At 57.4% G+C, this 18,298-nt stretch carries 17 protein-coding genes; all 17 read right to left on the bottom strand.

Annotated elements, in window-relative coordinates; genetic code table 11:
- Window positions 1–191: 191 nt before the first annotated feature.
- The 17 genes from RGU44_RS02605 to rfbF all read right to left on the bottom strand — a co-directional run bounded on the left by RGU44_RS02605 (window position 192) and on the right by rfbF (window position 18,237).
- Window positions 192–452 (bottom strand): hypothetical protein, encoded by a 261-nt coding sequence (locus tag RGU44_RS02605; protein WP_322180048.1) that lies wholly within the window; start codon window positions 450–452, stop codon window positions 192–194.
- A complete protein-coding gene (locus RGU44_RS02600; protein ID WP_322215469.1) occupies window positions 449–1,741 on the bottom strand; it encodes a motility associated factor glycosyltransferase family protein in 1,293 nt (430 codons plus the stop codon). Before RGU44_RS02600 ends, RGU44_RS02605 begins: the two co-directional genes overlap by 4 nt.
- Before the next feature lie 81 nt (window positions 1,742–1,822).
- Window positions 1,823–2,749: a ketoacyl-ACP synthase III gene (locus RGU44_RS02595; protein WP_322215466.1), complete on the bottom strand. Its 927-nt coding sequence runs from the start codon at window positions 2,747–2,749 to the stop codon at window positions 1,823–1,825.
- Between the two features lie 228 nt (window positions 2,750–2,977).
- The gene (pseI, locus tag RGU44_RS02590; RefSeq protein WP_322180054.1) at window positions 2,978–4,030 is read right to left on the bottom strand and encodes a pseudaminic acid synthase; all 1,053 of its coding nucleotides are present in this window, start codon (window positions 4,028–4,030) and stop codon (window positions 2,978–2,980) included.
- Window positions 4,023–5,531 (bottom strand): UDP-2,4-diacetamido-2,4,6-trideoxy-beta-L-altropyranose hydrolase, encoded by a 1,509-nt coding sequence (pseG, locus tag RGU44_RS02585; protein ID WP_322215463.1) that lies wholly within the window; start codon window positions 5,529–5,531, stop codon window positions 4,023–4,025. The genes pseI and pseG overlap by 8 nt, the downstream gene beginning before the upstream one ends.
- A complete protein-coding gene (gene pseF / locus RGU44_RS02580; RefSeq protein ID WP_322180059.1) occupies window positions 5,528–6,238 on the bottom strand; it encodes a pseudaminic acid cytidylyltransferase in 711 nt (236 codons plus the stop codon). The genes pseG and pseF overlap by 4 nt, the downstream gene beginning before the upstream one ends.
- Window positions 6,235–6,855 (bottom strand): pseudaminic acid biosynthesis-associated methylase, encoded by a 621-nt coding sequence (locus tag RGU44_RS02575; RefSeq protein WP_322215461.1) that lies wholly within the window; start codon window positions 6,853–6,855, stop codon window positions 6,235–6,237. The genes pseF and RGU44_RS02575 overlap by 4 nt, the downstream gene beginning before the upstream one ends.
- Before the next feature lie 37 nt (window positions 6,856–6,892).
- Window positions 6,893–8,062: a UDP-4-amino-4,6-dideoxy-N-acetyl-beta-L-altrosamine transaminase gene (gene pseC, locus RGU44_RS02570; protein ID WP_322215458.1), complete on the bottom strand. Its 1,170-nt coding sequence runs from the start codon at window positions 8,060–8,062 to the stop codon at window positions 6,893–6,895.
- A complete protein-coding gene (gene pseB, locus RGU44_RS02565) occupies window positions 8,059–9,060 on the bottom strand; it encodes a UDP-N-acetylglucosamine 4,6-dehydratase (inverting) (RefSeq protein ID WP_322180066.1) in 1,002 nt (333 codons plus the stop codon). Before pseB ends, pseC begins: the two co-directional genes overlap by 4 nt.
- Window positions 9,061–9,089: 29 nt before the next feature.
- Window positions 9,090–12,020 carry a TIGR00180 family glycosyltransferase gene (locus RGU44_RS02560; protein ID WP_322215456.1) on the bottom strand — a complete coding sequence of 977 codons (2,931 nt, stop codon included), beginning with the start codon at window positions 12,018–12,020 and terminating at the stop codon, window positions 9,090–9,092.
- A 55-nt stretch (window positions 12,021–12,075) separates the two neighbouring features.
- A complete protein-coding gene (locus RGU44_RS02555; RefSeq protein WP_322180070.1) occupies window positions 12,076–12,804 on the bottom strand; it encodes a cephalosporin hydroxylase family protein in 729 nt (242 codons plus the stop codon).
- A 29-nt stretch (window positions 12,805–12,833) separates the two neighbouring features.
- Window positions 12,834–13,499, bottom strand: a complete 666-nt coding sequence (locus tag RGU44_RS02550) for an acetyltransferase (protein WP_322215454.1) — start codon at window positions 13,497–13,499, stop codon at window positions 12,834–12,836.
- Window positions 13,496–14,623: a DegT/DnrJ/EryC1/StrS family aminotransferase gene (locus RGU44_RS02545; RefSeq protein ID WP_322215452.1), complete on the bottom strand. Its 1,128-nt coding sequence runs from the start codon at window positions 14,621–14,623 to the stop codon at window positions 13,496–13,498. Before RGU44_RS02545 ends, RGU44_RS02550 begins: the two co-directional genes overlap by 4 nt.
- On the bottom strand, window positions 14,620–15,846 hold the full coding sequence (locus RGU44_RS02540) for a class I SAM-dependent methyltransferase (protein WP_322180076.1): 1,227 nt from the start codon (window positions 15,844–15,846) through the stop codon (window positions 14,620–14,622). The genes RGU44_RS02545 and RGU44_RS02540 overlap by 4 nt, the downstream gene beginning before the upstream one ends.
- The gene (locus tag RGU44_RS02535) at window positions 15,843–16,403 is read right to left on the bottom strand and encodes a dTDP-4-dehydrorhamnose 3,5-epimerase (protein ID WP_322180078.1); all 561 of its coding nucleotides are present in this window, start codon (window positions 16,401–16,403) and stop codon (window positions 15,843–15,845) included. The genes RGU44_RS02540 and RGU44_RS02535 overlap by 4 nt, the downstream gene beginning before the upstream one ends.
- Window positions 16,400–17,482: a CDP-glucose 4,6-dehydratase gene (gene rfbG, locus RGU44_RS02530; protein ID WP_322180081.1), complete on the bottom strand. Its 1,083-nt coding sequence runs from the start codon at window positions 17,480–17,482 to the stop codon at window positions 16,400–16,402. Before rfbG ends, RGU44_RS02535 begins: the two co-directional genes overlap by 4 nt.
- Window positions 17,464–18,237, bottom strand: a complete 774-nt coding sequence (rfbF, locus tag RGU44_RS02525) for a glucose-1-phosphate cytidylyltransferase (protein ID WP_322180083.1) — start codon at window positions 18,235–18,237, stop codon at window positions 17,464–17,466. Before rfbF ends, rfbG begins: the two co-directional genes overlap by 19 nt.
- Window positions 18,238–18,298 lie beyond the last annotated feature (61 nt).

Here is an 18,298-nt window from a genome sequence, read left to right as displayed (position 1 = left end):
TTTAATTTTTTACGGATTTTTTTGCAAAAAAAGATGAAAAAAAAATCGAAAAGCCTCCTCCTCACACATTTTCCGAGCGGGGATAAGAGAAAAATTCGTGACGTATCTAGAACGGGGTCGTGACGGGGAGTCGAGAAAGGAACACATCCATGCAGAAGCGTCGGCGGGGCAACCTGAACGCGCTCGAACTACTATTCGCGCTCGAGTAACGCCACCAACTCATACTCTAGATAGTCAGCCAACCCCAACCAGTCCAGCCCTTCCTGGCAGGCCAGCATCGGCGGCAGTAGCTGCAACCATTGTTGTTGCGCTGCTGGCGAGCCCCGACTTAACAGACTCTGCGCGTGATCGAACACATCGACCATAGTCAAGGCCGCCTCGACATTACGCCCAAGACGAAACAGCCCGGCACACTGCCGACAGTCGATGACACACTGTGCACGGGGGCTCATTGCACAAACTCCAGGTTAAAGGCCGTACCGGCGATCATCGCACCTGCCCGACTACTGTTAAGAAAGCGCACCTCTGGATGCCCGGCAATGTAACGTTCCAGCTCGCCCAGATAGCGACGAAAATTGAGCTGCGTCTTGACTCGTTGTCCATGACCATCAAGCACCCAGTGCCTGGCGAGGTTAACGCCAGGCCCTAGATCACCGTCATTCCAGCCCGCGTGGGTCTTGTTCATCGGGAAAGCAAAATCAGCGCCGAACAAGGTGATTCTCGCTGCGCCCATTTTCACCGCCAAGTCTACCGCCGGATGAAGCACGCTGCCGCCGACGTACAACTGCGCTTTGGCAATTTGCTGGCGCAGCGCGGCATAGATCGGGCTGGCGGAATAGCCGGCATAGCGCAGGCCCTTCCAGGCCACGAGCACCTGCGGATCACTCATTGGCATATACACCAAGGGGATACTGTCGGAGTCCGACGGCGGCAAGTGCCGAGCCGTGATCCCCTTATCGATGCTCACCACCAAGTCCGGTTTGATGCCGTGCTCAATTAACGGCCGGTAAGCCGTATCGACACTGATAAACAGAGGCCGCTGCACCTGCTCACGAATAGCCAGAAGCTTTTCGAAGTGCTGCTCCAGGCTCGGCCCCGTACCAATCACATAGACTTCCTGCCCCGCCTGCGAGCCGAACAGCTCAGCGATATCACGGTCACTGCGCAACAGCTCGAGGCTGTCCTGCAAGCGCTGGAGAATCTGCGGAGATTGCGGATCGAACTCGCGATTATTGAAGCTCAGGTGCACTTCGCTGACCAGTCGATCACGAATCCTGGCATTAAACTCATCCGCTAATTCCAACTCGGACGGCAGCGCAAAGAACGGTAACTGGATCTCGCGGCAATCGGCGGCATAACTCAGTTCGACCCGTGGATCACTGAGCCAGGGCGTTTGGTCAAGGAGGCTGAGGACCAAAGCAAACAACCCACCGTTGAGAATGTGCACCTGCAACCGTCGTAGCTCGGGATTTTCCAGCAAGACCTGCTGCAAATCGCCCAGCCCCGTACCGTACACATGCAGCATCGGACTCTCAGGTGGCAGAGTGGCGGCTTGCAGGCGGGCTTCAGCAGTGCGGTCATGGCGACTGGTCAACTGAATGCCGGCAATCCTCAGGGTTGAACCCAACCCTTCCACCAGTTCGACCTGCAATGATTCGCTATCTTCGGCCAACAACCGGGAGAACACCTCCGGCCAGCGCGCCTGTAGCACCTCGGCATTTTGCTGAAAGCTCTCGCTCATGCTGCCTCACTCAAAACGTGCGCAAAAAAATAGCGCTCAAGGTTAACTCACCTGAAGCGCTATTTTTAGAAGCTTATGCAATCACGAGCGATGAATGATCGCCGAGCCCCAGGACAAGCCAACACCAAAGCCACTCAACGCAACCCGATTCCAATCGCTGTCGAGCACGTGTTTTTCCAGCAACAAAGGAATGCTCGAAGAAACGGTATTACCGGTTTCCAGCATGTCCTTGAGAAACTTCTCCGGATCACCTTCAAAACGCCGGGCTACAGCATCGACAATCGCAGCACTGCCCTGGTGAATACAGAAGGCGTCGATATCGTCCGAATGCAAGCCAGACTCATCCAGCAACTCGTGCAGGTGCGCGGGCACTTTGAGCAGCGCGAAGTTGAAGACCTGACGGCCATTCATGAAAAACACGCCGCTACTGACCTTCAGGTGCGGTGCGCCAGAACCGTCAGTGCCAAATTTGGCCTTGCCCAGCTGCCAGTCAGCCCCCTCGCCCATCCACGTGGCTGTCGCAGCATCGCCAAACAGCATCGTGGTATTGCGATCTTCGGGGTCGACAATTTTCGAGTACGGGTCGCAGGTCACCAGCAGGCCGTTCTTCAGCCCTGCGGCGTCCATGAAGCCCTTGAGCGCATACAGGCCGTAGACGTAGCCCGAGCACCCAAGGGAGATATCGAACGCGGCCACATGGGTCGACAAGCCGAGCTTGTCCTGAACGATGGCGGAGGTGTGGGGCAAGGCCTCTTCGTCGCCGTTCTGGGTGACGACGATCAGCACGTCGATGGATTCGCGCTTGAGGTCGGGATTCTTGGCGAACAAGGCATTGACGGCCTCGACGCACAGGTCAGACGTTTCTTGCCCGGCGTCTTTGCGCGGCAGGAAAGCAGAACCGATCTTGCCCAGAATGAACTCTTCATCCTTGGCGAACTTAGCACCTTGTGCGTAGTTATCGACGCCGGCTACGGGCACGTAACTCGCTATGCTTTTTATGCCAATCATTATGGCTTCCCAATAATAAACAGCTGAATATCACCGTTCTCTGCAATCGAGAGCGCTGGCCAACAGAGATTTCCTGTCGTCCACAAGGAGCGACAGCGAAGGGAATAAGTGGCTATCGCCAGGCCAATAAAGAGCCAAGCGCCATCATTCCCTATTAATACAATACAGTGAAGATGCGCGTTATGACTCGCAGGTCACGCTATTTTGCCGAATCAGCCACAGAAGCTGTTATTCGACCAATGACCAGTCCAGGGGTGTACCCCGTTTCAAGGCCTGTCCCGCACGTCGCCCGATGAGCGCATCGCGGTGTTTTGGGGCCAATCCAAAGCCCGGACGGATTGCTCTCAGGTTGTCAGCACTGAAGACTTCACCGGCGACCATATCCTGAGTCACATACAGTGATCGACGATAGACCAGTGACGCGCGCTCGGCCTCTGTGACGCCATAATGCACGTGCCCCATGGCCTGCCAGGCACGTTCGGTTTCAATGACCAGGCTAGCCATTTCAGCCGGTTCCAGGGAAAAGCTCGCATCTACCCCGCCAGCGGCTCGATCCAGAGTGAAATGTTTTTCGATCACTGTCGCCCCGAGCGCTACGGCTGCCACGGAAACGCCAACGCCCATGGAATGATCGGACAATCCTACCTCGCAACCAAACAAATCGCGCAAATGCGGGATGGTGCGCACATGGCTGTTTTCTGGCGAGGCCGGGTAAGTACTGGTGCACTTGAGCAACACCAAGTCCTTGCACCCGGCAGCACGAGCAGCGCGAACCGTCTCGTCCAGTTCGGCGATGCTCGCCATGCCGGTCGAGATAATCAACGGCTTGCCGGTCGACGCGACCCGGCGAATCAACGGTAAATCGGTATTTTCGAAACTGGCGATTTTGTAAGCCGGCACATCCAGGCTTTCAAGAAAATCCACCGAACTGTCATCGAATGGCGTCGAAAATGCCAGCATCCCCAGCGCTTTGGCCCGGGCAAAAATCGGCGCGTGCCACTCCCAGGGTGTGTGGGCTTTCTCGTACAACGCGTAGAGGGACGACCCCGCCCACAGACTATTGGGGTCCTTGATAAAAAACTCGCCGTGCTCAAGGTCCAGGGTCATGGTATCGGCGGTGTAGGTTTGCAGTTTCAAGGCGTGAGCACCGGCCTTGGCCGCCGCCTCGACAATCTGTAGCGCGACCTCAAGCGACTGGTTATGGTTGCCGCTCATTTCGGCGATGATGAACGGCGCGGTATCGGCACCAATCGAACGCGAGCCTATCTTGAAACTAGTCATTGGCATGATCCTTTAAAACGCGCTCGAAACGGCAGGCACTCTGCTGGTAGCCCGCATCGCGAAACAGGTTGATCGACGCCTGGTTGGCCGGCAGCACCTGAGCATCGATCACTCGTAGTTGCGGCCAGTGACGCGTGATGAATCGCTCCCCTCCGGCCAGTAGCGCCCTGCCCCAGCCCAGACCGAATCGCCCTTCGAACAGGTAAATCGATACTTCAGCCCTTGTATCCAGCCTGTCATAGCGCAGCACGCCCACCGGGCCGTCGACCGTTTCTGCAACCAACAGCAGGCGTTGGTCATTCACGAGGGTGGCAGCCAACCAGGTCAGATGACCGGCCCAATCAATGGCGTGCGATTCCACCGACCAGCGCCGGACCTCTTCAGCGTTGCGCCCATCGAACAGCAGACGTGCGTCGTCTATCGTCGCCGGGCGCAATTGCAGCACCTCACCGGCCAGGGCCGCTGCCACACGGCGTGCGCCACAGCCATCGACCAGCTGGCGAGAGCGCTTGGCAAAACTCCGACGCAACCCCTGATTGGCCAACAACACACTGATCGATTGACGCAATGACTCAACAGAAACCTGGTCACGCGGCCCCAGGTACAGGTGCGCACCGACTTCAGCCAAACGTTCAGCGTTGGCCTGTTGATTGGCCGCCACCGCGATACAGATCGTTGGCAGTCCCAAGGCGGCACGCTCCCAACTGGTGCCGCCGCCCGCGCCGACAAACAGATCGGCATGCGCCATCAGCTCAGCGAACTGGTCCGTGTGGGTTTGCAATCGCCAGGTGGAACGCCCTGAGGCCAGTGCCTGCATCCGCGTCCACTCGGGGTTACCGGTGCCCGCGATAAAGTCGACTTCCAACCCGTCTAGTTCACTCAACGCCAACATCGCCTTCCAGGTTTCCCCGGCGGCATCGAAGCCGCCGAAATTCACCAGAACCCGACGCGCCAGGGCCTGAATCGGCACCGGGTCGCGCTTGAACTCATCCCGAATCATGGCAAAACGTGGGCCGAACAACGTTCGGCACTCGGGTCCCACCCACGGTGCATAAGCGCTCGGCGTGCCGCTGAAGTTCTGGTCGAGCAACAGATCAACAGCGTGACGGCGGTTGGCCAGATCATCGATTGCTGCGATCCGTGGTGCCCATTGTCGGGCGGCGGTCTGCCAATGATGATCGAGGCCATAGTGATCGACGATGATCCAGTCGAACGCATCCTCTACCGTCAGCAACTGCTGCAGTGCCGCAATGTCCGCCTGCCAAGGCAACGCAGCTTCGATGTCTTGCCCTGCATTGGCTTGCTCAGCGTACGTCGCAGGTAACCCATAAGCGCGCCATCCCTGAGTCGCGAGATGCTCGAGCAAATGCCCAGGCAATAAGCGACAGGCAAAAGCCACGTCATGTCCGCCGTCGCGCAATACCTTGGCCAAGGTCAGGCACCGCGCAATATGGCCGCTGCCTATAGCGTGCGAGGCATCCGCCCGGATCAGCACTCTCACGACTCCAGCTCTCCACCCGCCAGCAACGCTGCGTAGAGGTACTCGGCGCGGGTCCAGTCCTCTTCGCTGTCGATATCCTGGACCAGATGCCGGGGCAAGATCACCGGCAAACTCTGATCCGAAAACAATACATCACCCCGCAACCATGCCTCGGTGCGCCCCCAATAGAACTGTCCGGCGTCCTGATAGGCCACGGGCAGGTCCTGGGATCGGGTTTCCCGGTACTGCGGATACAGCGGTTGCAGGGCGCCCTGCTCATTCAGACTCAGCGCACGCTGCACGGCAAAGCCAAAACCGCACACGGAAAAGGCAAAGGATTTCCCCGGGTTCTGCTCGAGAGCCGTCAAGCCTTCGCGCAGGTAGCGCCCTTGCAGCAAAGGTGCTGTGGCATAGATACAACAAGCGTAATCGAAGCAGTGCCCCTGCTCCTGCAGTGTCGCCAGCCCATGCATGATCACCGCCGCCGTACCGGTGAAGTCATCGGCCAGTTGCGCCGGGCGCATGAAGGGTACCCATGCACCGTGGGCCCTGGCGATCGCAGCGATTTCTTCATCGTCGGTACTGACCACAACCTGATCGAACAGGCCGCTCCGTAGCGCAGCCAGAATCGACCAGACAATCATCGGCTGGCCGTTGAACAGCTTGAGATTCTTGCGCGGGATCCGTTTACTGCCACCCCGCGCCGGGATGATTGCTACCGCTGTCACAGGCGCTTTTCCAATAGAAACCAGTTGATATCGTCGGTCGGGAACTGCGGATCGCGGTGATAGCTGAACCCATAGTCGAGCAGGTGCAGATCACTGTAGCGATCGAGCATTTCCCCGGCAAAATCACGCTTGAACAACTTGCCGTTGTTACCGCGATAGGACACCTCTACCGGCACCGGGTTGTAGTACTCGCAAATCAGGATATAGCGTTGACTCAGTTGGTACAGCTGAGCGTAAGCCGCAGGCAGCAGTTCAGGCGCGAGGTGAATCAGTACGCCTTTGCTCAGGGTCAACTGGAAAGTCCGATCATGTGGATAGTCGAACAACGAACCATGCCAGACGTCCGCAACCCCCAGCGCTTGCGCATAGGCCTGAGCCTGAGCATTGATCTCGACCCCCTGAAGCACACATGTTGGCAATAGCTGATGCAAAGCTTGCAGGTTATTGCCCGTGTTGGTGCCCAACTCCAACAGACTCTCTAGCCGTGAGGTTCGCGCCAGCGCTTTGGCAAACAACGCCAGGTTGGCTGCGATCAGCGGCTGCCCCTGATTGCGTCCCGCGTATTGGTCACCGAACTCGCCCCGCCAGAACTGCTCTTGCTCACTTAATTCACGCATGCACTACTCTCATCAACGGATCGCGGCAAGAAGGCACTTAGCCAAGCAGGCTACGCAACTGCTCGATCACATAGTCTTGTTGCTCGTCTGTCAGGTCCGGGAACAGCGGCAAGGTGACCGCCTCGTCGAAATAACGCTCGGCCTCTGGATAATCGCCATCTGTGAATCCTGACTCGCGGTAGTAAGGCTGTAGATGCACCGGAATATAGTGCAGGTTCACACCGATCCCTGCAGCTCTCAAAGCATCGAAAAGGTCTCGTTGGCTAAGTTTTACTTGATCAAACCGCACACGCACCACATACAGATGCCAAGCCGATTCGGCGCCTGCCTGTGCAGTGGGTAACACCAACGGAAGTTCAGCCAACAGTCGCTCATAACGCGCGGCCAATTGGCGCCGCCTCGCGATAAAACCGTCGAGCCTGGCCAACTGCGAAAGGCCCAATGCAGCGTGCAGGTCGGTCATTCGATAATTGAAGCCCAACTCCAGTTGCTGGTAGTACCAAAGCCCTTGGCTGGGTACCGACATCTGCGACGGATCGCTGGTAATGCCATGGCTGCGCAACCGACGCAAACGTTCGGCAAGCTCTGGCCGATTGGTCAGGACCATACCGCCTTCACCCGAGGTAATAATTTTCACTGGATGAAAACTGAAGACCGTCATCGTTGCATACGCGCCACAACCCACTGGGCGTCCGTCATAGGACGCCCCGACCGCGTGCGCCGCGTCTTCGATCAAGGTGAATGCGTAACGTTCAGCGAGCCCGGCAATGGCTTGCATGTCGCAGCTCTGACCAGAGAATGCCACCGCCACCACCACCTTCGGCAGTTTTCCGACGCGCTCGGCGGCTTCGAGTTTTTGCGCCAGCAAGTCGGCGTCGAGGTTCCAGGTATGCGGATCGATGTCAACGAAGTCCACATCGGCGCCGCAGTAGCGTCCGCAGTTGGCGGAGGCAACGAAAGTATTAGGCGTGGTCCACAGCCGATCACCGGGGCCCAATCCTGCCGCCAGACAGGCGATATGCAACGCTGCCGTGGCATTGCACACCGCAACCGCGAAATCCGCCTGACAGCGCTCAGCCATTGCCGATTCAAAGCGCTCGATGGTTGGGCCCTGGGTCAGCCACGGGGACTTGAGAACCTCAACCACCGCGTCGATATCCGCCTGGTCGATGCTCTGTCGCCCGTATGGAATCGAGTATGGAATCATGAATGCAGCTCAGCGTGCAGATCCGCGATCTGACCCACGCTCAAAAACTCTGGATTGGTATCGGAACGATACTCAAAGGTTTCGTCTACTTGAGCACCACACTCACCGAGGCCATTGACGGCATAGTCGACGTCGACGTTGGTAAACCGGATCGAGGGCTGGATGGTGTAGTGATCGGAGAACTCCAGGGTCATTCGCGCATCGTCGAGCGGCACCATCAACTCATGGAGTTTTTCACCGGGACGAATCCCGACATTTTTGTGCGGTAGATGCTCGGCCATGCCCACGGCCAGATCGATAATCCGGATCGACGGAATCTTCGGCACAAACACCTCGCCGCCGTGCATGCGCGCAAAGCTGTCGAGCACGAACTGCACACCATGATCCAGGGTGATCCAGAACCGCGTCATGCGCACGTCAGTGATCGGCAACTCCCGCGCACCGTCGCTAATCAATTTACTGAAGAACGGCACTACCGAACCTCGAGAACCCGCCACATTGCCATACCGCACCACAGCGAAACGCGTTGGCTGGTCACCGGCAATGTTATTCGCCGCAACGAACAACTTGTCCGACAGCAGCTTGGTTGCGCCATACAAGTTGATCGGGCTGGCCGCCTTGTCGGTGGACAAGGCGATAACCTTTTTCACCCCATTGTCGATGGCCGCAGCAATAATATTTTCCGCGCCGTTGACGTTGGTGCGGATGCATTCGGTCGGGTTGTACTCGGCGGCCGGCACCTGCTTCAAGGCTGCCGCATGCACCACATAATCGATCCCGCGCATGGCCAGACGCAGCCGCTCGGCATCGCGCACATCCCCCAGAAAATAACGCATACACGGCGCGTTGAACGTCTGTTGCATCTCGTATTGCTTGAGCTCGTCGCGGGAGAACACCACGACACGCTTGGGCTGATACTGCTCAAGCAAACGGCGGATAAAGTTGCGACCGAACGAGCCGGTGCCACCCGAGATAAAAATTGATTTGCCGTTAAACATGCCGTGAGTCCTTTTCCTGTCGACCAGACTTAAGCAAGCAACTGCGCCCAGTTCACACTGGTCGGGCTGCCAAGGGTAAAGCCCTTGCCGGTCAAAGCGAGGTTCTTGTTGTACGCCAAATCGTGCTGGAACGGTCCTGCCCACTTGTCGCGCAGAGCCTCAAGGGCGACTGGCAACGTTGGCAGGGTGCCTGGGTGAATTACTTGCACCTGCGGCGTCCAGACCGTCAGGTAGCCGGCCTGGGCGATTTTCAAGCACAGATCGACATCACTGAAGGCCTCGGAGAAGCGCTCTTCGTCCAGACCGCCAACGGTTTCATACAGTTCTTTACGGACCATCAGGCACGCAGCGGAGACCGCCGAGTAGTTTTGCTCAAGCACCAGACGATGCAAATAACCATTGGCTTTCACAGGTTCGCCGACAAACGCCGAGCCGGCCGCGTCATGCATGCCAAGAATAAGCCCGGCCTGAGTCACATTACCCTCACGATCAACCAGCTTTGGCCCTACCACGCCGACTTCCGGACGCTGCGCCTGATTGAGCAACGTCTCGATCCAGTTCGGGTTGACCACCTCGCTGTCGACCGCCAGCAAGATCAGGTATTCACCCTGCGCCTGCTGACAGGCTGCATTGTAAAGCGCGGACGTACTGAGGCTTTGCTTGGATCGCAACACCCGCACCTTGCCGGTTTTTTGCTCCTGGGCGTCAAGCCAGGCCGAGACCGCCGAGGATTGACTGTGGTTGTCGGCGATCAGCACTTCATAGCGCAGGTAGCGTGTTCTTTGCAGGACGCTGTCCAGACAACGTTCCAGCAGTGGGAGGTTGTCCTGACTCGGCACGATGATCGACACCAGCGGACGCTCAGTGTGGCGATAATCAATCTGCCAGGTACCGGGCGTCGCCGAACTGATTTGCGCCTTATAACCACGGTTCGCAAGATGCCGAATCAACGCCAGGCGCTCATGGGGATTTTCCTCTAGAACCGGCGCCTGGCAGATGAGTAACGGCTCATCCAGATGAGCCAGCCAGGCCATACCGCCTTGCTCAATCATCCGCAGCAGCAAATCAAATTCAAGTGCCTTACTGAAGTCCGCTGAGTAACCACCCGCTTCCACCAGTACATCGCGACGGATCAGCCAGTGTCGTGCCATCAGCGTCGGCAGGCTTTGCAACAAGTCGAGGTTGAAGCCTGGGCGGAACACATCGATCAGTGCGCCGTTGGGCTGTCGGTGAATTTCATCCGCAGCCACCGCGCGGCATTCGGGGGCCGCCAGCAGTTCCAGGCTGGCGCGCAACAAACCGCTGGCAGTGAACTGGTCTCCTGCCTCAGCCAGAAGCATCCAGTCGCAGGACGATTGGCGAGCCACTTGATTCAGCTTGTCTATGTAGTTGCCTGCGGTGACCTTGACAAAGTGCAGGACGTTTTGCGCAGTGGTAGCAGACTGCGGCTCACCGGTGGTGAACACCACAATCTTGAATTTTTTGCAGTATCCCTCTAACAGACTGTCGAGGGTAACTTGCAGTTTTTCGACGTTATTATCGAGGTCCAGTAACAAAATACCGAACTGCGGACCTCCTTCATGGACCGCCAGATGCCCTGTAATCGACTCCAGTTCTTCGGCATTCGGACGTCGCGCTTCCAACCACTTGAGCAAGCGACCCGAGAGCATATTGTCGAATGTTTGACGGTAGTCAGAAGGCGATACTGCATCCAGGCGCTGAGCCCAGTCGAGCATCAGTTGGGCCTCATCCTGCTCACCAATATTTTCAAGCTGTTGCGCCAGCTGCTTGACCACTCGCATATTGAACGGATTGCAGTCCTGCGCCTGCCACAGACGATCGACAATGCTCTCGGCGATATCATTGTTGTGAGGTCGCAGCAAATCTTCTTGCCGAGTCCATACGCCTTCAAGCGCCTGAAGCTGTACACGGCCAGCCGGCATGGCGTGGAGCAAAAACTCGAACCGGGTCAACTGATCGAAAAACGCCTGGTTGTAGAACGGCATTTCCACATATTGCTTGGGCCCGAAACGTCGCACCGGCTCCGCATGAGCGGCTGTCCATGTGGACTCGAAAATCAGCTCGGCCGCCAACGCATTGCCCGTACGCAAACTGGCGGTCATCGCCGCAAAACTCTCGAGCGCAAACTGCTTCGCCTGCTCATGGTCGAGGTCTTTGATGCCCGTGGGCAGCGATGCTAGGAATTCAGCAAACGCCTCGCGCTCGGCCACTGATTTGGAGTCGGTATAACAGAGTGAGGTATACACCTCAGTGTTATGGTCGGAATGAATGTAATTGATCTCACGCACAACATACGGAATCGGCAGAATCCGCGCCTTGGCGCGTGCCAGCATGTAGTACACGTGGCCGACTTCCTGCCACTGAAAGATAGTGCCTTCCGGCATGACGGCATACCAGTCGCGCAACAGTGCAGTGCGGTGAACGGCATAGAAAGGCGGGATGTACTGGCCCATGTAGTCAAGCACACGGTCCTGAGCGCGTTCGGACGAGTAGTCTTCACAGACCTTTTTGTCACGTCGGTAATAGCTCACGCTATTGGCCAGGGTCAGGTACATCAGGCAATAGCCGTGACACATCCCATAGTCCTGGTTCGCCTCCAGAAACGCTACCGAATCGCAGAGCGCGTCATGCACGATGAAATCATCGTCCGCAGCGAACACCATGTAAGGCGTGGTCACTTGCTCGACGCCGTAGGCCAGTTTGGTCTGAATCCCCCAGTAGCCGAACTGTGGAAGACGCCGATAGTCGACCGACGCTAAATGCCCTGCTATCCCCTCGGATGGCTGGATTGACGAGTCCAGTACCAGAATCTTGCAAGGCAGCGAGCTGTAAAACTGCACAGCTCTGCGCAAAAAGGCCGGCCGGTTGTGGGTAATCAGCACCACTGTCAGCAGCTCACTCAGAGGTAACGCGTGTTCAGAACCATACTTGCCTTGCATAACTTTCCCCACACCCGGCGAATCGCAAAAAAATACTCAACGATGATGTTGCGGCTTAACCAACCCGTCGCAGATAACCATCCGGCGCGACGGTGATCAGCAATTTGCTGTGGATCGCGGAATCGATCTCGAAATCGCGATTTTCTTTCAAATAAGCCCAGACTGCAGTTTTCGGGTTATCGCCTTTGCCCCACGGACGATCTGGAAAGGCGTCTTCGGGCATATCTTCGACCACAGTGTCCATGACCACGCAATAGCTGCCGACCGAAACCAGCGGCGCGTATAGACGCAGTTCCTCAAGAACATGTTCGTGGGTGTGGTTGGAGTCGAGCACTACCAAGACTTTCTTACCGGCGATGCGCGCCCGCACTTGATCGACAATCGTCGGATCGATACTAGACCCCTGGATCATATGAATCCGATGGCTCATCGGATGCGCTTCAATCGCCTCACGGTTGTGCTGGCGGATATCGATATCGACACCCACCACTTCACCGTGTCCGATCAATTCAAGCATCGATGCATAAAACACCAGGGAGCCGCCGTGGGCGATTCCGGTTTCAATAATTACATCAGGCCGCTGCGACCAAATGATTTCCTGCATGGCGATCATATCCTGGGGAAATTGAATGATCGGCCGCCCCATCCAGCTGAAGTTGTAGGTGTACTTGTGTTTTGCCGTCGTACCTACCCAGCCCAGAGAAGTGGCTTGAAGCTCTTTGTCCTGCTCCAGTCCTTCGATATTTTGTTTTACTTCTTCACGAAACAACTCATGAGGATTCATAGGAAACTCTCCGAAAAATAGGGGCGGCTTTACTTGAAAACCCGGCCATCCTGATAGGAAACAGCATTCGACCTGATGATTCTGGCGGGATTACCCACCACCACTGCATAGTCAGGAACGTCTTGGGTGACGACCGCCCCGGCGCCAATAGTGACCCAACGACCAATGCGCAAACGGGGCAAAATGGTCGCATTGATACCGATGAAGGCACCGTCTCCGATCTCGACACAGCCGGCGATACAGACCCCAGGCGCCATGAACACTGAATGACCAATCCGGCCTTCATGCCCAATCACGCTTCCTGCACTGATACTGGTGTTGTCACCCAACGCGACGTCGGCCTGCATGATCACGCCCTCCTGCAGATAACAGCCAACGCCCATTCGGACCATCATCAGATCAATGCCAGGATGCACAAAGTTACCCAATGTTCCGCCGGCCTCGACGATCTGGCAGGTTGTCTCGTAGCGAAGCTCGGTAGAGCCGGTAATCAGGTTGACGAACAGGGTGTCCGACCCCTTCAGATCGGCCACACGATCAGTACCACCAACCACTGGAACACCAAAAAAATCAGCGCCCTGTTTGGCCGGATTATTGTCCAGAAACAAAAACTCGACGTTCGGGTTCGCGCGCTGCACCGAACGAATCATGCGTACGGCCTCAGGATTCGCCGCACCCAACAAGTAAATATTCACAGCAGCCCCAGCCCCCTGCTTGCGCAGACAGCGCGAACCACCGCAATGACCCGCTGCTGATCCGAGTCAGTCATATCGTGATAGCTCGGCAGATTGATCGCACGCTCCGACAGTGAAAAAGCCACCGGCGTATCGACATCCATCGCGCTGAACATCGGCAGCGACGACAATGGCCAGAAGAACACTCGCGCGTCGATATCAGCGGTTCTGAAAGCCTCGATCAAGGTGTCGCGAGTAATCCCGGTGCTCTCTTCAAACACCAACGTCGGCATCCAGTAGCCGTTGCGTGAGTGATCCGGCTGCGGGTTCATTGAAATACCCGGAATCTCCAGCAGAGCACTGGCGTAGTTGGCGAATATGGCGCGCTTGCGCTCAATCAGATCGTTGACCCGTTCAATCTGAGCACAGCCGATGGCGGCCTGCAGGTTGCTCATCTTGTATTTAAATCCAATGAAATCTGGCCAGAACTGACGCGTACTGCCGTTCACCCGACCATGATTGGACAAGGTCAGAACCCGCTCGTACACGGATCTGTCCGACGTCACAAACATACCGCCTTCACCGGTGGTGAGGGTCTTGGTGCCGTGAAAGGAGAACGCCCCAAAAGTCCCCAGCGAACCGGCAGGCTTGGCGCGCCACTGGGAACCGATAGCTTCGGCGGCATCTTCGATCACTGCAATGCCGAACTCGCGGCCGATCGCCAGTAACGCGTCCATGTCGCACAGATTGCCGTAGAGATGCACCGCGACAATGGCTTTGGTACGAGGGGTGATGGCTTGCCGGACTTTTTCCGGATCCAGGCACCAACTGTCCGGCGATACGTCGACAAACACTGGGGTAGCGCCAAGGTAGGTAATCGGCGCCGCAGAAGCGATCCAGTTGGTGTTGCCCAGAATCACTTCATCGCCCGACCCGATCTCGAGTGCCGCCATCCCCATGTGCAAGGCACCGGTGCAGCTTGAAGTTGCTATGGCGTAAGGCACGCCCATATGCTCGGCAAAGGCCTTCTCGAAACGGGTGATGTATTCATAGCAGCGCTCGCCCCAACCGTTCTGTACTGCATCCAGTACATAGGATGCTTCCAGCTCACCCACACTCGGTTTGGTGTAATGAATTCTGCTCATCGGTAGCTCAACTCCGGAACCGCAACGACAAAACGACCACCCCACGTGCTAACGCAGGCGTACTGCTGAGTGATTTCATCCAGCAGATTCCATGGCAACACCAATACGTAATCCGGTTTTTCTTTCTCGATATGATCGGGAGAGACCACAGGAATGCGACTGCCCGGCAAGAACTTGCCCTGCTTATGCGGGTTGGCATCCGCGACCCAGGCCAGCAGATCAGGTTTGACCCCGGCATAGTTGAGCAAGGTATTGCCTTTGGCAGCGGCACCATAGCCGACCACGCGCTTGCCTTCGGCTTTGGCCTGCAACAGGAAGCGCAGCAGTTCATGCTTGATGCGTTCGGCGGCCGGAGCCAGCGTTGCGTAGAACCCGGGGGTTTTCACCCCGGCGATCAGCTCGACATCCAGCACATGCTGCACGGCCGGTTGCAGCGCACGGCGCACGCCATCAGCGCGCTGGACGAAGACCCGCAGCGAGCCGCCATGGGTCGGCAGTTCGCTGACATCGAAGACTTCCAGGCCATTGCGTTCGCACAAACGCTGCACGGCCGTCAGCGACAGATAAGAATAATGCTCGTGGTAGAGGGTATCGAACTGAGCCCCCGCCATCAGCGTCAGCAGGTGCGGGAACTCGAAGGTTGCGACACCGGTGGACTTCAACAACGTAGCAAAGCCGCTCAGGAAGTCATTGATGTCCGGGACATGCGCCAACACATTGTTGGCCGCCATCAGGTCCGCCGCCCAGCCCTCTTCAAGCAAATGCAAGGCGGTCTCTCGACCAAAGAACAGCTCGCGAATCTCCAGCCCCTTTTCCCGCGCTGCCTGAGCCGTGCTGTGGGTCGGCTCGACGCCGAGGCAGGCGATGCCGCGTTTGGCCACGTATTGCAGCAGGTAACCGTCGTTGGCGGCGATTTCCACCACCCGACTGTCAGTCGTCAGGCCAAAGCGCTCGACCATCTCCGCGACATAGCGCTCGGCATGAGCCAGCCAGGTGCTGGAATAGGAACTGAAGTAGGCATAGTCGGCGTCGAACAGGCTGTCGGCGCGGGTGTAGTCCTCGGTCTGGACCAGCCAGCACTCCTGACACACCTGCACCTTCAACGGCACCCATTGCTCGGACTGCTCCAGTTGCTCGGCCCGCAAGTACGCATTGGAGGGCGGCGACGTGCCGAGATCAATCAGCGACAAGGTCAATGGGGTGCCGCAACCTCGGCAGTTCATAGACGCACTCCAACGAACTGAGGATCGAGCAAGGGATGCGAGGCATCCCGTGCTGACAGATTTTTGACAACCAACGGCCAGGCTATCGCCAGCCGGGGGTCTAGTACTGAAAGACCGCCCTCGTGATCCGGGGCATAGTCGGCACTGTGCAGATAGAGCAGCTCGGCATCGTCGGTCAGGGTCTGAAAACCATGGGCAAAACCTGCCGGAATCAGCAGGCTACGACCATCCCCTGCGCACAAATGCTCGGCATGCCAGTTCAGGAACGTCTCGGAATCCGGCCGCAGATCCACCGCTACATCCCAGACTTCGCCCCGCAGGCAGGTAATCAGTTTGGCTTCCGGCTGTTCGGCTTTTTGATAATGCAGGCCGCGCACACTGCCCCGCTCGCGGGTGCAAGAATGGTTGATTTGACGAATATGAAACGACTGACCGAAGGCACTCAAACCACCTTCACAGAACAGCCGGGCGAAGTGCCCACGCTGATCCTCATGGCGCTTGTGCTGCACGTTGAACAGTCCGGTCAACGGTAGCGGGGTTAACAAAAACTCACTCACAACTGCCCCCGATACAGGTTCAGCTGAGCGAGCGTTACTTCACGCATGTCCTCGCCATTCTTCCAGGCCAAGTGCCAATCCAGCGTCTGCTCCAGGCATTGCTGCAATGACCAGCGCGGCTGCCACGCCAACAACTGACGGGCGCGGCTGCTGTCCAGACGTAACAAGCCGGCCTCGTGAAAATCGCTTGGTTCAATACGCAGCCCCGGCGCTTGCGGCCAGCGCTTGGCAAGCAGCTCAACCACCTCGCCGACACTGCACATATCGCTTTCACCGGGTCCGAAGTTCCATGCACCGGAGAACTGCGGGCCTTGTTCGTACAGGCCAGCGGCCAATTGCAGGTAGCCCGCCAATGGCTCCAGCGCATGCTGCCAGGGGCGAACAGCCTGTGGATAGCGCAGAGTCACCGGTTCACCAGCCGACCAGGCCTTGAGCACATCAGGGATCAAACGCTCGGGAGCGAAATCGCCACCACCGAGTACGTTACCGGCGCGCGCCGTGGCCAGTGCCAAACCGTGTTCGGCATAACGTTCGGCCGGAAAGAATGAGGCCACATACGATTGTGCGAGCAACTCGCAGCAGGCCTTGCTGCTGCTGTAGGGATCATGTCCGCCGAGGGGCTCGTTTTCACGATACGGCCACAGCCATTCCTGGTTGGCGTAGACCTTGTCGGTCGTCACCAGTACGCAAGCACGCACCCCACCGATCTGGCGAATCGCTTCCAGCAGGTTGAGGGTGCCCATGACATTGCTTGAATAGGTGCCAAGCGGGTCGCGATAGCCTTCACGCACCAGCGGTTGCGCCGCAAGATGCAGGACAATCTCGGGCTGGACCTCTGCGATCAGTTCAAGTAAGGCGCCGAGATCGCGCAAGTCACCGCGCTGATCATTGATGCCTTCAGTGACCCGAGCCAGTTCGAACAAGCTCGGCTCGGTCGAAGGATCAAGGGCAAAACCACTGACCTCGGCACCGAGGCTTTTCAACCACAGCGTCAACCAACTGCCCTTGAAACCGGTGTGACCCGTCAGCAGAACCCGCTTGCCGCGCCAGAATTCCAGATTCAGTCCCATTGCTTCCATGGGGCCTCCCCACTTTGCCACAGACTTTCAAGATAATTCTTGTCGCGCAGGGTATCCATCGGGTGCCAGAAACCATCGTGCTGGAACGCCGTCAATTGCCCTCGCTCGGCCAGACCGATCAAGGGCTCTGATTCCCAGACCGTCTCATCGCTGTTAATCAGGGATAAAACCTTGGGCGACAACACAAAGAAGCCGCCATTGATCCAACCACCGTCGCCACGGGGTTTTTCGGTGAACCCGCTGACCAGATTGCCCTCGCGCTCCAGCGCGCCATAACGACCCGGCGGCTGCACTGCCGTGACGGTGGCCAATTTGCCGTGGGAAAGATGGAAGTCCACCAGTTCGCCAATATTCAGATCGGAAACACCATCGCCATAGGTGAAGCAGAACGCCTCTTCATTTTCCACGTAACGGCTGGCCCGCAGCAAACGGCCGCCGGTCATGGTGTCCTCACCGGTGTCGATCAGTGTCACCCGCCAGGGTTCGCTATAGTTCTGATGAACGTCCATGCGGTTGTTACACATGTCGAAGGTAACGTCGGAAGTATGCAGGAAGTAGTTGGCGAAAAAGTCCTTGATCGCGTAGCCCTTGTAGCCGAGACAGATCACGAAGTCGTGAATTCCGTGAGCGGAATACTGCTTCATGATGTGCCAGAGAATTGGCTTGCCGCCGATCTCAATCATCGGTTTGGGCTTCAGGTGCGACTCTTCGCTAATGCGCGTGCCCAGGCCACCCGCCAAAATAACTGCCTTCATCTTGTCCCCTTTTATTCGTCACAGGGCTCAGCCAAGCTTTTACGGGCTTTGCAGGCCTTCT

Origin of the sequence: Pseudomonas sp. 5C2 (assembly GCF_034314155.1) — a bacterium.
Classification (GTDB): domain Bacteria; phylum Pseudomonadota; class Gammaproteobacteria; order Pseudomonadales; family Pseudomonadaceae; genus Aquipseudomonas.
The sequence above is the reverse complement of the archived record's forward strand: the minus strand, read 5'-3'. Positions and strand labels throughout refer to the sequence as shown.

Bases quoted from the DNA above. Each gene is read 5' to 3' on its own strand.
- RGU44_RS02605 (WP_322180048.1), bottom strand. From the start codon at position 452: ATGAGCCCCCGTGCACAGTGTGTCATCGACTGTCGGCAGTGTGCCGGG.
- RGU44_RS02600 (WP_322215469.1), bottom strand. From the start codon at position 1,741: ATGAGCGAGAGCTTTCAGCAAAATGCCGAGGTGCTACAGGCGCGCTGG.
- RGU44_RS02595 (WP_322215466.1), bottom strand. From the start codon at position 2,749: ATGATTGGCATAAAAAGCATAGCGAGTTACGTGCCCGTAGCCGGCGTC.
- pseI (WP_322180054.1), bottom strand. From the start codon at position 4,030: ATGACTAGTTTCAAGATAGGCTCGCGTTCGATTGGTGCCGATACCGCG.
- RGU44_RS02575 (WP_322215461.1), bottom strand. From the start codon at position 6,855: ATGCGTGAATTAAGTGAGCAAGAGCAGTTCTGGCGGGGCGAGTTCGGT.
- pseC (WP_322215458.1), bottom strand. From the start codon at position 8,062: ATGATTCCATACTCGATTCCATACGGGCGACAGAGCATCGACCAGGCG.
- pseB (WP_322180066.1), bottom strand. From the start codon at position 9,060: ATGTTTAACGGCAAATCAATTTTTATCTCGGGTGGCACCGGCTCGTTC.
- RGU44_RS02560 (WP_322215456.1), bottom strand. From the start codon at position 12,020: ATGCAAGGCAAGTATGGTTCTGAACACGCGTTACCTCTGAGTGAGCTG.
- RGU44_RS02555 (WP_322180070.1), bottom strand. From the start codon at position 12,804: ATGAATCCTCATGAGTTGTTTCGTGAAGAAGTAAAACAAAATATCGAA.
- RGU44_RS02545 (WP_322215452.1), bottom strand. From the start codon at position 14,623: ATGAGCAGAATTCATTACACCAAACCGAGTGTGGGTGAGCTGGAAGCA.
- RGU44_RS02540 (WP_322180076.1), bottom strand. From the start codon at position 15,846: ATGAACTGCCGAGGTTGCGGCACCCCATTGACCTTGTCGCTGATTGAT.
- rfbG (WP_322180081.1), bottom strand. From the start codon at position 17,482: ATGGAAGCAATGGGACTGAATCTGGAATTCTGGCGCGGCAAGCGGGTT.
- rfbF (WP_322180083.1), bottom strand. From the start codon at position 18,237: ATGAAGGCAGTTATTTTGGCGGGTGGCCTGGGCACGCGCATTAGCGAA.